General features: G+C 50.9%; 21 protein-coding genes. 6 read left to right on the top strand and 15 right to left on the bottom strand.

Features of this window, described 5'->3' with window-relative positions:
- Positions 1–115: 115 nt before the first annotated feature.
- The 6 genes from E7L17_RS10125 (at position 116) to ruvX (ending at position 5,346) form a co-directional block, all read left to right on the top strand.
- Positions 116–1,393, top strand: coding sequence for a dihydroorotase (locus E7L17_RS10125; protein WP_316323122.1), 1,278 nt, complete (start codon positions 116–118; stop codon positions 1,391–1,393).
- A gap of 119 nt (positions 1,394–1,512) precedes the next feature.
- Entirely contained in the window at positions 1,513–2,442 is a 930-nt protein-coding gene (gene pyrF / locus E7L17_RS10120; RefSeq protein WP_316323121.1) for an orotidine-5'-phosphate decarboxylase, read from the top strand.
- A 5-nt stretch (positions 2,443–2,447) separates the two neighbouring features.
- Positions 2,448–3,218: a dihydroorotate dehydrogenase electron transfer subunit gene (locus E7L17_RS10115; protein ID WP_316323120.1), complete on the top strand. Its 771-nt coding sequence runs from the start codon at positions 2,448–2,450 to the stop codon at positions 3,216–3,218.
- Between the two features lie 3 nt (positions 3,219–3,221).
- Positions 3,222–4,133 (top strand): dihydroorotate dehydrogenase, encoded by a 912-nt coding sequence (locus E7L17_RS10110; RefSeq protein WP_316323119.1) that lies wholly within the window; start codon positions 3,222–3,224, stop codon positions 4,131–4,133.
- A 22-nt stretch (positions 4,134–4,155) separates the two neighbouring features.
- Positions 4,156–4,812, top strand: a complete 657-nt coding sequence (locus tag E7L17_RS10105; RefSeq protein ID WP_316323118.1) for a histidine phosphatase family protein — start codon at positions 4,156–4,158, stop codon at positions 4,810–4,812.
- Positions 4,813–4,914: 102 nt separating this feature from the next.
- A complete protein-coding gene (gene ruvX, locus E7L17_RS10100; protein ID WP_316323117.1) occupies positions 4,915–5,346 on the top strand; it encodes a Holliday junction resolvase RuvX in 432 nt (143 codons plus the stop codon).
- A 60-nt stretch (positions 5,347–5,406) separates the two neighbouring features.
- Here the strand turns inward: ruvX and hflX are convergent, their stop codons facing one another.
- The 15 genes from hflX to E7L17_RS10025 all read right to left on the bottom strand — a co-directional run bounded on the left by hflX (position 5,407) and on the right by E7L17_RS10025 (position 14,076).
- A complete protein-coding gene (gene hflX, locus E7L17_RS10095) occupies positions 5,407–6,669 on the bottom strand; it encodes a GTPase HflX (RefSeq protein ID WP_316323116.1) in 1,263 nt (420 codons plus the stop codon).
- 92 nt (positions 6,670–6,761) lie between these two features.
- A complete protein-coding gene (locus E7L17_RS10090) occupies positions 6,762–7,235 on the bottom strand; it encodes a hypothetical protein (RefSeq protein ID WP_316323115.1) in 474 nt (157 codons plus the stop codon).
- 25 nt (positions 7,236–7,260) lie between these two features.
- Positions 7,261–7,827 carry a hypothetical protein gene (locus tag E7L17_RS10085; RefSeq protein WP_316323114.1) on the bottom strand — a complete coding sequence of 189 codons (567 nt, stop codon included), beginning with the start codon at positions 7,825–7,827 and terminating at the stop codon, positions 7,261–7,263.
- On the bottom strand, positions 7,828–8,901 hold the full coding sequence (locus E7L17_RS10080; protein WP_316323113.1) for a baseplate J/gp47 family protein: 1,074 nt from the start codon (positions 8,899–8,901) through the stop codon (positions 7,828–7,830). It abuts the gene before it with no gap.
- A gap of 1 nt (position 8,902) precedes the next feature.
- Complete coding sequence (locus E7L17_RS10075) at positions 8,903–9,262, bottom strand: histidine kinase (protein WP_316323112.1); 360 nt, start codon at positions 9,260–9,262, stop codon at positions 8,903–8,905.
- A 2-nt stretch (positions 9,263–9,264) separates the two neighbouring features.
- Positions 9,265–9,609 carry a hypothetical protein gene (locus E7L17_RS10070; RefSeq protein ID WP_316323111.1) on the bottom strand — a complete coding sequence of 115 codons (345 nt, stop codon included), beginning with the start codon at positions 9,607–9,609 and terminating at the stop codon, positions 9,265–9,267.
- 13 nt (positions 9,610–9,622) lie between these two features.
- Positions 9,623–10,537 carry a hypothetical protein gene (locus E7L17_RS10065; RefSeq protein WP_316323110.1) on the bottom strand — a complete coding sequence of 305 codons (915 nt, stop codon included), beginning with the start codon at positions 10,535–10,537 and terminating at the stop codon, positions 9,623–9,625.
- Positions 10,534–11,058, bottom strand: coding sequence for a LysM domain-containing protein (locus tag E7L17_RS10060; RefSeq protein ID WP_316323109.1), 525 nt, complete (start codon positions 11,056–11,058; stop codon positions 10,534–10,536). The genes E7L17_RS10065 and E7L17_RS10060 overlap by 4 nt, the downstream gene beginning before the upstream one ends.
- Complete coding sequence (locus tag E7L17_RS10055) at positions 11,055–11,189, bottom strand: hypothetical protein (RefSeq protein WP_316323108.1); 135 nt, start codon at positions 11,187–11,189, stop codon at positions 11,055–11,057. Before E7L17_RS10055 ends, E7L17_RS10060 begins: the two co-directional genes overlap by 4 nt.
- Positions 11,186–11,578, bottom strand: coding sequence for a hypothetical protein (locus E7L17_RS10050; RefSeq protein ID WP_316323107.1), 393 nt, complete (start codon positions 11,576–11,578; stop codon positions 11,186–11,188). Before E7L17_RS10050 ends, E7L17_RS10055 begins: the two co-directional genes overlap by 4 nt.
- A gap of 1 nt (position 11,579) precedes the next feature.
- The gene (locus E7L17_RS10045) at positions 11,580–11,990 is read right to left on the bottom strand and encodes a hypothetical protein (RefSeq protein WP_316323106.1); all 411 of its coding nucleotides are present in this window, start codon (positions 11,988–11,990) and stop codon (positions 11,580–11,582) included.
- Positions 11,977–12,333, bottom strand: a complete 357-nt coding sequence (locus tag E7L17_RS10040) for a hypothetical protein (protein WP_316323105.1) — start codon at positions 12,331–12,333, stop codon at positions 11,977–11,979. The genes E7L17_RS10045 and E7L17_RS10040 overlap by 14 nt, the downstream gene beginning before the upstream one ends.
- Positions 12,330–12,686, bottom strand: a complete 357-nt coding sequence (locus tag E7L17_RS10035) for a hypothetical protein (protein WP_316323104.1) — start codon at positions 12,684–12,686, stop codon at positions 12,330–12,332. The genes E7L17_RS10040 and E7L17_RS10035 overlap by 4 nt, the downstream gene beginning before the upstream one ends.
- 17 nt (positions 12,687–12,703) lie before the next feature.
- Positions 12,704–13,714: a phage major capsid protein gene (locus E7L17_RS10030; RefSeq protein WP_316323103.1), complete on the bottom strand. Its 1,011-nt coding sequence runs from the start codon at positions 13,712–13,714 to the stop codon at positions 12,704–12,706.
- Positions 13,715–13,734: 20 nt separating this feature from the next.
- A complete protein-coding gene (locus E7L17_RS10025) occupies positions 13,735–14,076 on the bottom strand; it encodes a hypothetical protein (RefSeq protein ID WP_316323102.1) in 342 nt (113 codons plus the stop codon).
- Between the last annotated feature and the right edge of the window lie 20 nt (positions 14,077–14,096).

Below are 14,096 nucleotides of genomic sequence, written 5' to 3'. Positions count from 1 at the left end.
CCCACAAATCATGTATAATAAGAGAATAGAGACAAGCTTCTTGCCCCGCCTTTGGTGGGGCAAGAACTGAAATAACCGAATTATTTCACTGAAATAAAAAACGAGGAGGCGAAGTATGGCGGAACAGCTTCTCATCCGGGGTGCCCGGATTTTAAGCCCTGCAAACGGTATCGACCAAGTCGGTGACCTTCTGGTGCAGGATGGTGTCATAGCAAAAATTGGTGAGCACCTTTCACAACCCAATGCCCGTATTATTGAGGCACAAGGGTTAATCGCCGCACCGGGCTTGGTAGATATGCACGTTCACCTGCGTGACCCGGGCTTTACGCAGAAAGAGGACATCCTCAGCGGGTGCCGCGCGGCTGCCGCAGGCGGTGTTACCAGCCTTTTGGCGATGCCAAACACCAACCCGGTGACCGACACGCCCGAGGTTGCCAAAGACATACTCGCCCGTGCAGAAAATGCCGACGCGCGTGTTTATGTAACCGCGGCAATTACCACGGGGCTGAAAAGCGAAGCTCTAACCGATTTGCCGGCGCTCAAGGCGGCAGGGGTTACCGCTGTTTCAGACGACGGGCGCCCGGTAACGGACACGCGCCTGATGGCCGAGGGAATGAAGCAGGCCGCACAGCTTGGCATGCGAGTGGTTTCTCACTGTGAAGATTTATACCTCGCTGCCGGAGGGCTCATGAACGAGGGAAAAATCAGCTGCCAGCTCGGCGTACCGGGTATTCCCGCAGCCGCAGAGGAATGCGGCACCGCACGCGACATTGCTCTGGCAGAGTCCTATGGCGTTCCCATCCATATTTGCCATGTAAGCACCGCGATTGCCGCCGCAATGATTCGCGACGCAAAACGGCGCGGCGTGCAGGTAACGGCAGAAACCGCTCCGCATTACTTCTCACTCACCGAAGAAGCTCTGCTCACCCGAAATGGCGATTTCCGCATGAATCCTCCCCTGCGCACCGAACATGATTTGCATGCAATTCGTGACGCGCTGTGCGACGGCACCATCGACGCCATTGCCACCGACCATGCACCGCACACTCCACAGGAGAAAGCAGATTTTCTCACTGCTCCGAACGGCTCCATCGGTATGGAGACCTCTCTCGCCGTAGGAATCACCTACCTTGTTCAAACCAATTGCCTCACGCTTTCACAGCTCATTGAAAAGATGTCGGTAATACCGGCAAGGATTCTTGGAATCCCCGGCGGCACTATACAGCAAGGCGCACCGGCAGACATTGTGTTATTTAGCGAGACCGATCGCTTTACGGTAGACCCCAACTCCCTGCACGGGAAAAGCCGCAACACACCCTTTGCAGGAATGGAGCTTTCCGGCAAAGTTAAATACACCATCTGCCGTGGCAAAGTGGTGTATCAGGAGGCATAACCCTGCACAAGCAGAGTAAACACCCGAAAGCCTTCCTGTTTTAAACGGCTATTCGTCGTAAGGCCAACAAACGAATGCCGTGCCCATATAAACGCTTATTACATTGGAGGAGGAGCCTTATGTCACTGGACACGCTGATTGAAAAGATTATTGAAAAGCAGAACCCCACTGTTGCGGGACTAGACCCCAAGCTGGAGTATATTCCTCATTTTCTTCGGGAAGAATCCTATGCGAAATATGGCAAAACATTGGAGGGCGCAGCCGATGCCGTGCTGCGCTTTAACTGCGCCCTTATTGATGAGCTGGCGCCAATTGTACCTGCCATTAAACCCCAGTGCGCCTACTATGAGGCGCTTGGTTGGCAGGGAATGCGTGCGCTTGCACAAACCATGGAATACGCTCGTGAGCGCGGGTTGTTTGTCATTACCGACGGAAAGCGAAACGACATTGGCAGCACCATGCAGGCCTATGCAGACGCACACCTTGGCAAAACAGAGGTGGAGGGCGAACTCCTCACTCCCTTTAGCGGAGATGCTCTTACGGTAAACGCCTACCTTGGCTCCGATGGAATCAAGCCCCTTCTGGGTATTTGCAAGCAAGAGGATAAAGGCATATTTGTTCTAGTAAAAACCTCGAATCCCTCCTCTGGGGAATTGCAGGATCAACTGCTGAAGAATGGCAAGCCGGTTTATTACCAGATGGGTGCTATGTGTGAGCAATGGGGCGAGCTGTTGCCCGGTGCATATGTGTATTCTGGCGTGGGTGCGGTCGTTGGGGCAACGTACCCCGAGCAGCTACGTGAGCTGCGCATCGAGTTCCCACACACCTTCTTCCTTGTTCCAGGCTACGGCGCACAGGGCGGCGGTGCAGATGATGTTGCCCCCGCATTCGATGCCTCGGGTCTTGGTGCAATTATAAACGCATCGCGCAGTATTCTGTGCGCTTGGCAGAAAGAAAATGCCCCCGAGCAGGACTTTGCAAAGGCCGCTGCCAGAGAAGCGGTTCGTATGCGCGACGCCATTACCGAACGGATAGGGAGGATTGGTTAACACCTATGAAATACGATACCATGCAATGTGAAATCATTTATAAGAAGCAGCCCGTACCCGGTGTTCACGACTGGATTGTGGATGCCGAGGACTTTGCCCGCGCCGCAAAGCCGGGGCAGTTTGTTCATGTGCTTGTTCCAGGCAAAACGTTGCGCCGCCCGATTTCAATATGCGATATTGACGCAGAGAACGGAACGTTGCGCCTTGTGTTCCAAGAGCGAGGGGAAGGAACAGAGCTGCTTGGCCAGAAACACCTTGGCGATTTTATTGACCTGCTCGCCCCTCTTGGCACCGGCTTTGAGCTTGGCGACACCAGCCGCAAGGCATTGTTTGTGGGCGGCGGCATTGGCGTCCCCCCTCTGCTCGCGGCGGCAAAGCAGTTTGGCAGCAACGCAACCGTGATTCTCGGTTTTCGCAATAAAGAATCTGTTATTTTAGCTCGCGACTTCGCTTTGGCGGGCTGCCGTGTATTCATCGCAACCGACGATGGCAGCATGGGCTTTCACGGAACCGTGGCAGACTGTGCACGCCAATATGCAGATGAAACCGATGTGCTCTTTGCCTGCGGCCCCAAGCCCATGCTTAAAGCATTGGACAAGCTGGTGCAGGAGAAAAATATACCCGCACAATTCTCTCTGGAAGAGCGGATGGCTTGTGGCGTGGGTGCCTGTCTTGGCTGTGCCTGTAAGATTCAGCGTGACGGCAAAGAGGTTTACGGCCACGTGTGTAAGGACGGCCCGGTTTTTGACAGCCGGAGCATTGTGTGGGAGGAATAAAGCATGGCAGATTTAAAAGTGACCATTGCCGGAGTTACATTTGAAAACCCGCTGATTGCAGCCTCTGGCACGTTCGGCTTCGGCCATGAATACCAAGAGTTTTTCCCGCTTTCTACCCTTGGCGGTATTTCCTGCAAGGGAATCACACTCAAAGAGCGGGCAGGCAACCCCCCGGCACGTATTGCAGAAACCCCCAGCGGGATGCTCAATGCAGTGGGGCTGCAAAATCCGGGGGTTGGCGCTTTTCTGGAAAAGGATTTGCCTTGGCTCTCCCAACAAGGCACACGCATTATTGCAAACATTGCCGGTAATACACCCGCCGAATACTGCGAAATGGCGGAGAGGCTATCCGGTTCTGCTGTAGATATGGTTGAGCTGAATATCTCATGCCCAAATGTGAAGCAAGGCGGCGTGCACTTTGGCACCTCCTGTGCGGGCGTAGAAGAAATTACTGCACAAGTTCGCCGCTATTGTAAAAAACCGCTGATGGTAAAGCTCTCCCCCAATGTGGCGGATATTGGCGACATTGCAGCCGCGGCGGAAAGCGCCGGAGCAGACGCCATCTCCCTTATTAACACCTTAACTGGAATGCGGATTGATATTAAAAGCCGCCGCCCGATTCTGCACAACAATACAGGCGGGCTTTCCGGCCCAGCGGTGTTCCCGGTAGCGGTTCGCATGGTTTGGCAGGCAGCCGCCCGTGTGAAAATCCCCGTAGTGGGCATGGGTGGTATTTCCAGCTGGCAGGATGCGGTGGAAATGCTGCTTGCAGGCGCGAGTGCCTTGCAAATCGGTACAGTGTTTTTTAGCGACCCCAAAGCGCCTCTCTCCATTTTAAAGGGGCTGAACGAATATATGGAGCAAAACGGAATTTCTTCCGTTACGGAACTTACCGGTGGCGTAAAGCCTTGGTAACAACAATGAAAAGGAGCAGCGAATGACCAGAGTAATCTTAATCCGCCATTGTGAGGCGGAGGGAAACGTAAAAAAGATTTTTCAGGGGCACACAGATGCTCCAATTACCGAAAATGGCCGCCGTCAGCTTGAACTGCTGGCACTGCGCCTGCGCAACACACCCATTGATGTGGTGTACTCCAGCCCTCTAGTGCGCGCGTACCAAACTGCCGAAGCAGTGAACCAGTACCACAACCTGCCCATTTTACAGGATGCGGGCTTAATTGAGCTAAACGGCGGCGAATGGGAAGGGGTACCGTGGATGGACCTGCCTGAGAAATTCCCCGAAATGGAAGAAATCTGGTGGAAATCGCCGTACAAGTTCTCCTCCAAAGAGGGCGAAAGCATGCGGGAAATGTACGACCGTATTTGGAACACCGTGATTGAGCTTGTAAAGGCAAACCCGGGCAAGACCATTGCAGTTACCAGCCACGGCTGTGCTATTCGCAACTTTCTTTGCCGCGCAGAGGGCTGGCCGATTGAGCAGCTTAATGATATGGATTGGAGCGATAATACCGCTGTAAGCATTGTCGATTTTGATGATGCGCTTTGTTCCACTATCGTTCTAAAGAATGATTCCTCTCATTTACAGGGAGAAGCCTCCGTGATTAACCCGCGTGATTGGACACGCAAGGAGTAATCGCCCACAGGCGCAAATACATTACGGAATCGTTGAGTAAACCCGCCCAACGAGGTCATGTAAATCTTTATTTACTATCTAATTTTAAACGGAGGGCCTGCCATGAAAATTTTAGCAGTGGATTTGGGCAAGGCACGCACCGGCCTAGCTATATGCGACGAAGGCGAACGATTGGCCAGCCCGCTTACAGTGGTACAGGAGCACAACCAAGAAAGGCTGTGCCTTGCCATTATTGATGCCGCAAAGCAGAACGGAGCCAAGCTGTTTGTAATTGGCCTGCCCCGCAATATGGACGGCAGCGAGGGCGAAAGCGCACAGAATGCCCGAGCGATTGGTGCAAAGCTTGAGCAGGAAAGCGGAATTCCCGTCGCTTTCTGTGACGAGCGCGGCACCACGATTACGGCACACAATTACCTCAACGCAACAGACACGCGCGGTAAACGCCGAAAAGCCGTGGTGGATGCAGTAGCCGCGACTATCATATTAGAAAATTATTTAATGCTTCGGAAAAACCAAGCATCAATCAATAATTAAACAAAAAAGACACCCAAAGGAACTTGGTTCCCTTGGGTGTCTTTTTTTATGCCATGTATGTTACTCAAGATCTGGTTCAATTAAATAGTCCGAAAGCAGCTGCAATAGCTCCGGCCCTACCCTCGCAATAATCTTCAGCCCATTTTCCGTGTACACTTCTTCCTGCAAAACGCCATCCTTGCGGATGCGTGCGGCTAGTCCGCTTTCTGAAAAAGGGAGTAAGGCCTCAACCAGTACCGTGCGAACCGGTAGATTACGCTCAATGGTTTCCAGCAGTTCGCCCATTCCTGCTCCGGTGAACGCACTAATACGCACGGCATTCCCAATCATGGGAACGGCATCCAGCTCGGGAACCAAATCGCACTTATTCAGTACCGGAATCATTGGGCGGTCTTTGCACCCCAAATCAGATAATAGAGTTCGAGTTACCTCAAGGTGTGTTTGCGCTTCCGGGCTCGACGCATCACAAACATTCAAAATCAAATCTGCCAACGCTGCTTGCTCCAGTGTAGAGCGGAACGCATTAATTAAGTGGTGAGGCAGTCTGCGTACAAAACCAACGGTATCAATCAGCATCACAGTAACACCACTTGGTAGCTTTAAAGCACGGGCTGTGGGGTCAAGCGTTGCAAATAACTGGTCTTTGGCCAATACACCCGCCTGTGTAAGGTAGTTCATTAGAGTGCTTTTGCCGGCATTGGTATAGCCGACCAGTGCAACGGTAATGATGCCATCCTTTTGGCGGCGACGGTTAATCTGCTCGCGGTGCTTCTCCACCTCATCGAGCTGTTCCTTTAAATTCTCAATTTTCCGGCGAATGTGCCGTCGGTCGGTCTCCAGCTTTGTTTCACCAGGGCCGCGTGTACCAATACCGCCCCCTAAGCGAGACATTGAAATACCCTTGCCGCTTAGCCGGGGCAGCAAATAGCGAAGCTGTGCAAGCTCTACCTGAAGCTTACCCTCTTTTGATTTTGCCCTGGCGGCAAAAATATCGAGAATAAGCATGGTGCGGTCAATCACACGCACATTCGTCAGCGCTTCTAAATTGCGGATTTGAGTAGGCGAAAGCTCGCAGTCAAAAATGAGCAAATCCATTTCATATTGTTTACAGTGTTCGGCAATATCATCTGCCATACCGGAGCCAACGCAGGTAGCTTTATCCGGTGATGGGCGCTTTTGCACCATGGAGCCAATCGGGTCTGCACCCGCGCTCCGCGTTAGCTCGTACAGCTCCGCCATGGAAGCCTGCACATCGTAATCACCGGTATCTACCGCCACCAAAAGCGCTCGCTCCGGGCGAATCTCATTTTCAAACAGTTCCATATAAACTCCTATCCACAACCCGGAACTTTAACCACATCCGAGAATAATTTGTACCTTATCATAGTATAAAAATTCCAGTTCGTCAATTGCCGTTAACGCACTGCCACATAAATATACTGCCCATACAACTTGTTAAGATTCAGTTGTGCACTACCTGCCTCCGGTGTGGTTTTGCTCTGCTTTAACGTTACTTTCTTGCCGCTCATTGCCAGTCCGGCGGTGCTACCCCATTGTGTAGCCACACCATAGTTTACCATTGTATAACTACTGGTAAAATTCGATTCCAAAACAGGCTTATCCTTTGCATATATTAGAAAAAGTTTTGGCTCAAAATCAAGCGTGATGGCGACCTCTTCGGCTCCGGTGCCCGTACGGCTACCGACTACCAAGCCCTCATTTAATTTCAGGCGATCTGCGGTGTTTAAATGCTGCACTTCATTTGCAAAGTGCTCACCGAGAATGGTATCTAAAATCATATTATCCTGCACAAAATCTTCGCACCTTGGTTTATCACTCTCTACCCAGCTATTTAGCCCCAGCTTGGGCGTTTTATTCGTAGATGGCATCCTGTTTTTCCTCCAGTTCCTTCCATTATTCCAGTTCTCGAATTTGCGCCCAGGTATAACCGGAATTCTCTAGCTCCTGAAACGGTTTTTCCGTATTTTTTATATAAGACCATGTAATCTTTCCAAAATCAAATAGAATGTCCAAGTGTGCGGGCAATAGCTGCAAGGCCGCCTGCTTTAAACGGTACCGTGTAACCGATTGATCAAGCACCTCATGGCTAAGCACATACAGTTTTTGCTCTTCGGGAACCTCCCAAAGCTCTGCACGAATACCAATGCTTTGCAAAGCCTGCTCGAGGCTTTGCTTTGTGTTGTCATTTACGGTTACCGCGCCACGGTACAAGAGCATTTCGCGCCGAAGCTCCGTTGGCAAATCGGCTCGTTCCGAACCAAAAGAAAGCTCTCGCATCGCAAGCCCTAATTCTTGCGCGGTGGGAAGAAATGCTTCCTGGGTCAATTCCTCGAGTGCCTGGTAGACCAAATCCAGCCCAGCCGCTGCAGCGGTAAGCTCCGCCTCCACACGGGTATTGCCGTCAAACCGATAAAGCCGTAGAGGCAGCAATTTATTTTTCAGCGAATCCATCGCCCTCATTTATACCACGCTCCCCATTTGCTGAACATAAATAGGGTCTGGTACCGCAAGCTGTGAAAGCTCCATTTTTTTATCTTTGGTTAAGGTATCATCAAAACGATAATTTCGAATTAGACCAGTATCCATCAGCCTCTTACCGATTTGAGCCAATATGACCGATTCCCCAACCGAAAGCTGTTCAAAGTAAGACTCCATTTCATGTATCGCCTGTGCCGTTGCCGCCGCGAGCGTACAGCCGGGCGCAGGGTCAATGTATAGGGAGATTGGAAAAGCCACCAATTGTGCTGCAAATACCGTTACAATTACATTTATTTCACGCAGGCGATTGAGCTCCGCCTGAATATTGAAAAGAAGCTCGGCAGAGGGTGCTGCTCCCCTGCCAGCAGCATAAATTGCAACCGTTCCTGTGCCTTGCGCCCTTGGCACTACACTGGCAGATTGTATTCCATCATACTGCACCACAAAGCTGCGGTAAAATTCTGCATTTGTGCCATTGGGCAATACCTCATAGCTTTTTTGCAGCCGCTTGCACAGTTCCTCATCACTTTCTTCATCGGTTCCCCCGGTAAACGCACTTGGGTTATAAACACTTTCAATTCCTGCCGGAGGGGTAAGTAAAAGTGTCACCGTATTTGCCGCCGTATTTGTGGGTTTACCACCCTGCTGTGCTACTGCAGGGACTTGTACCGTGCGGGAACCCGCCGTGAGTGTAACCTCTTTGGTTGTTTCAAATCGCAGACTGTTTTCACCAGAGACAGAGCATACCGTTCCCTTAGGAATCAAAACATCGTACGGCAGGGTGCTTGATCGCCCAAAAACAAGCGTACCGCTAGACGGCACCGCACTCTTTCGGGTAAGCCCACGCTGTGCGGCGTGCATCTCTAGATATTCCCCCTGTGCCGTTTGGGGGAATATCTGTTTTTTGAGCCACTCAATTCCACAAAGCAAGGAATAGACCTCACCTGCCAATACCTTGATTCGAATACCCAAGTCCGATGCATCGTCTGCTGAAAAACCTGCTAACCCCTCAAAGCTACTCTGCATTCTTTTTAATACGGAATCGTAGCTCTCCATTTCACCCCTCCTCGCCCGTTAATTCCATTGAAATTGTTCCTAACCCGAAGGAGGTCGAAAGCTCAGCAGTCAGTCGTGCGCGGCGTGTTCCAAGCGGCGTACACAAAACCTGCTCCACCGAAATTCCCGGTAGAGGTGCAAGTGCCTCTTCTACCAGTTCACGCGCTCTAGCGTTTAAGTCCGAACCCGACAATACCAACGTATGCAATTTACTGCCGAGGGACGGATCATACGAAAAGCTGCCCCGCGGTACAGTAAGGCGAATGGTAGCTCTTTGCAGTAGCTCCTCTTTCCCGGTAACCGAACGCGGCAAACCGTTTGCCACTACCTCAAAATCCCCATTTTCCAGCTTTGTATCCATTATTATTCCTCCACTTTGGCAAAGGTCTGCCCATTTATAATAACTTCCCCACTGTTTTTCAGGCAGATTCGTGCCCCTCCGGCAGAGTACAATAGCAGCTCACCGGGCTCAAGCTCGCTGTTCTCCACAATCGTGCCGGCGCAAACAGGTTGCTCCCCACCACCAAGGATGACCGCTCGAGCGCCCGTAGGAGGCAGATAGGCAATCCCCCAAGGTGCCGCAAGCGCAAGCTCGCGGTACTCGTTTTCTCCCTGTACCGCCACTTGGGCATTTTGCCCGCCTGTCACTTCACCAGAAAACACTTCTCCCGTTACTTTCGATTCTGCCATTTTTTCTGTAAGCCACATTTTATCCCCTCCTTCAACCCGATTGTCGCAGGGTAACACTGCAAACCATTCCTGTAGCATCCAATGAACACTTAACGCTCCACACCGTTAGGCCCTCCAAGTGGCCAAAATAGCAGTCGTTTATCTCTGCTTTTTTCCCCGGCTGTATATTCGGCCACCCCGGCAATACCCAAGCATATTCAAGTGACTTTTGGTTTGCATTGTCAAGCACCTGTCTCCCGTTTGCTGCTGTCGTCATACAGCGGCGGCGCCGAATTCCATCGCGCAGCGCTTGTTCCTCTTTATATGAAACCGTATACCTGCCATTTTGGGGGTTACGGGTGAGAACCTCACTAATTCTCTCGAACTCACGACTTGTTTTTGTTTTGGAAAGGTAACCGAGCCCTAGTCCCAAATCACCAAATACAAGTGGGACTTCTTGCTCATCCTTTCCTATGGTTAACATATCGCCATCCTGCATTGTGGGAACCGCGTTCCACGCACGGCGGCAAAAGCTTTCGAGCACCTGCCATTCGCTCATTCCCTTTGCGACTGTGAAATCACCAATTTTCACCGTTCCCTTTGGAACGTGGTACTGTGAAAAACCATAAGGCACAGCATGGCGCGAAAACACCGTAGAAAACGGAGGGGAATAATACATTTGCGGCACAGCTTCATTATCTAGAAGCAGCGCCGCCATACTGCGCCCCTCAACCCGTACGAAATCTCCTTTGGAAGAATGCCTATCTTGCTGAACATCCAATGGGCCATAAAAGATGACTTTCTGACCATCTAAAACACGCAAGCGGTACAAGGGAGGCAGAGCACTCCATGAAAACTCCCCAACGAACTCGTCTGCCGGAGCACCCGACCCCTTGGTTATATGAACGGAAAGCGGAGTACCAAGTGAATACACCTTTCCCAATGCGGTAATTCCCTCAAATATCACGGAATCACCAGCCTTTCCCCTTTTTGCAGGTAGTTCGGCCAACGGATATGCGGGTTCTTCTCCAAAAGCTGGTCAACCGTTACAGAATAACTGGTGGCTATCTTCCACAAGTCATCGCCCTCTGCACATTCATAAAACTGTCCGGAAAGTGAGTTTTGTACTGCATCGGCAGTGCCGTCCTCCCAAAACACAAAGCGGTAGCGCACCAAATCGGGTTCGGGGTTGCCAATCATCTCGAGAGATAGGAATCGTGCGTAAAATGGGGGTACATTCGGCAGAGTTAGCACATCACGTTCGGTTTTCTCAAGTACAGCATATAGTTTCTGGAATTGGGTGATACAGTTCCCACCATAAAACTCGCCCTCGCCCTCAACCACTCGCTTTTGAACACCGTAATCCTGTAAAATACTCCCGGAAAACGGCGCGTGAAGCTCTTTCACTTCTCTGCGACAAGTAACCGTTAGCTTTTCTGGGTTATGCGGCCAAACATACTCCCCGTATTTCATTGGTTGCAGCTTCATACCAACTCCCCTTCCAAAAATAGGTGAGGGTAACGGCGATAATCTCGCTCTAAAGCGCGGCTGATGCGTTCCGCTTCTTCTCTTTCCTGCACTGCGGTAGAATCATCTGCCGCACTCAAATTCTGGTTCATACCGCATCTTCCTCTCTTCGCCTTTTTCGGGCTGTAATGATTGCATGCTCCGCTAAAAAGCCATCCCCGGCTTCTACTTGCTCGGTATACTCCTGCCATTCACACCCACTGTACACCGTTCGTACGCCATCCTGTACTGTAATCAGCCGAAAATCGGTAAACTCCAAAAGAGATGATTGGCTAGTACCTTCACTTGGAACACAAAGCTGAGAAAGCTCTAGCCGGTAAGAAGGCTCGCGCTCCAAATAGGCGACCGGCTCGCCCTCGCCAAAAGCGTATATTGCCTTGCGTTCTTTTACACATACGCATTTTACTGAGCTGGCAGCCGCTATTTTGTTCCCATTGAGCTCAATCGAAACACTCTGGCGCTTGGGTAGTAACAGCTCCATCTTAACCCCTGCTTTCCTTACAATAAGCGGTCATACCTACCTCCGCATTCATACGATACGATACTGTTGTATCGGAATATTCCACCTTACCGCAGGAGATGGTCTGTAAGCATAAACCATTATTTCCAAACAACAGCACATCGCTGATGCGTGAGAATGCGTCCACACACGCATTGGCACCCATTTCTCGTGAAGCAGAAATCCAAAGGCTCACCGTAAGCTCTGCCCGACGCAGAGATTCATCCAGTGAAGCCGGAACAAAGCGAACCGGAAGAATTTTTAGACATGCGTTTAACCCCTCTGTTTTCCCTCTGCGCTTTTCCCAAGCCTTTGAAAAGCAAATGTCCCGAAGGGACTCCTTTTCTGTTAACTGCCGAAGTAACTCTTGTTCCAATAAATCAAAATCCGCCATCTGTTTCCTCCCCCGGCAATTCCTTTAAAACCGCCCATAGATATAAAATTTGGTTCCCCACCTCAACGCTCTGTGCACGTATGACTTGGTAGTTATTTTCGGAACAGCTCAAAACCGCTCCTCTCATTTGGTCTAACCGACATTCCGGCGGACCAATGTAAGAAAAGTGGGAATTATCAAAATACCCCTCCGGCATCCAAACTTCTTTCGGAGAAACCTTGTTTTTGTAATTCATCGCCTGAATTAGCGCATACACCGTTTTAGGCTCTGTATTTTCTGCTGTTACGGTTACATTACTGCCATATTGCCGGAGCATACGGCGAACAAAAGCCGCCCGCCTCATGACTGTACCTGCTTAAAATAGAATTCGGTATCGCACAGGTAAGGGGAGGCTGCCTTGCGAGCCTCCTGCCACAACCTGCGAGCCGCTTCCATCCCGGCAAGACTTTTGGTCACACGCACCTCACCTGCTGTAAACTCACTCTCCGGCCCACTGCTCTGCGCCACCGTAAAGCGGTAAAAGGCCAGTGCGGCAGCGGCGGCATTCAGCAACGTCGCCGCGCTTTCTGGCTCACTAAGCACCTGCGTGTGCAATTCTTGCATAGCCTCATCACATAACCCCAGCCACGGCTGTGCTTCTTGCGGGGAAAGCCCCGAAAGGCAAAGGAAACGTTCTTGTATTGCTGGCAAATTCATCGGCTTCCCCTCCTTTTTTATTCTCCGGTATAGCTTACAGCTCGGCTAGCACCGGCAAATATTTTAGCAAATCCGGCGATCACACTAATAGAAGCACGCTCGAGCTGGCGGTCAATCAGTTTATCAGAATCTGTTAGCACCTCACCGGCCTGCACCATCTCTAATGCACAATTTTTATCAATACCAATCATGCGGTTACCGGAAAGCGAGGGAACATGCAGAAGCTTCGCACCCAGTGGGGTAGCCATCTTTCCAGTACCCTGAAAATCCAATCCGGCTTTGGAATCCTGAAATTCTTTTAGGTTCAGAATATCCTCCACCGCAGGAGTTGATGCCAAAATGGTATTTAGCTCATATGGCTGCAATGCACTCCACAGGCTAATTACATTCTTATAAGCTAAGGCACCGCTAACCTCTGTAACTGGTGCGGGGTTCGCATTACCGTCACCGTCAAGCAGCACATTCACTGCGTCCTCTAATTGAGCGCGGGCAATGTAGGCACCAATCTGCCGCAGAGTTACAGTAAACAAATCCAGCTTTTGAAAGCGCAGTGCTTCGTAGGAGGCAACCAACATACGACCACGCTTGTGCAGGCGCACGAGGTTCTCCTGTGTTTTCACTACAGTCTGGGGGATTTGCGCGCCCTCGGCAACCGGCAAAAGTTCTTTTTCGCGCGGCAGAGGGTCAGACGTAATTGTGCGGTAATCCATCGAATTGATTTTTGTAACCGTCGCCACAATGGACGGCAGCAGGTCTGCCCGCTCCATCCCTTGGCGAACTGCACGAGATACATATTCGGGAAACAACGCAGCACTGTCACTTGTTTGAAAAAACTTTTCAACGGTATCCGAACCCGCTCCGCCTATGCGAATGTCAAAACGCTTCAGCTGCCGCTGGTAGGCGTCTAGCCCTGCAAGGGAACTACCCTCATAATGGGTAGAGGGGTCAAGCTCCTCCAAGTTCTGGGTAAAGGTCTTACCGGCACCGTACATTCCTTTTTCCAATTTTAATGTATCGTAAAAAGCCATTTTATCTCCTCCTTTTATTCTCACAGAATGATGCCGCACACGGCTGTGGCGGTATCTACATCCACTACCAAAAGCGGTCTTCCGGCAGAGTCCACTTTCACTTTTCCAGTTCCATCTCCGCTAAAAGATTGGTAACCTACTGCAGGTGCCGTACCGGAATAGGGAACTTTTACATAACCAGATAGCTGAACGGCGGCAAATTCGCCGCGAACATTTCCCGCGATACCGCAAAACAGCTTGCCCGCCGCACAGGGAGCAACCTTTCCGTTTGCGCTCATCATCACTGGCATACCCGCTGCAATTCCCTGTGCCGCCTCAAAGGTAACCATCTTTTCTCCAAATCCATTTAGTTCCACTTTCATTTTTAGTCCTCCCCTATATT

The sequence above is a fragment of the Clostridium sp. genome, assembly GCF_032576335.1.
GTDB lineage: Bacteria > Bacillota > Clostridia > Oscillospirales > Acutalibacteraceae > Faecalispora.
Note: the sequence above shows the minus strand (reverse complement) of the source record. Positions and strands in the feature narration are given on the sequence as shown.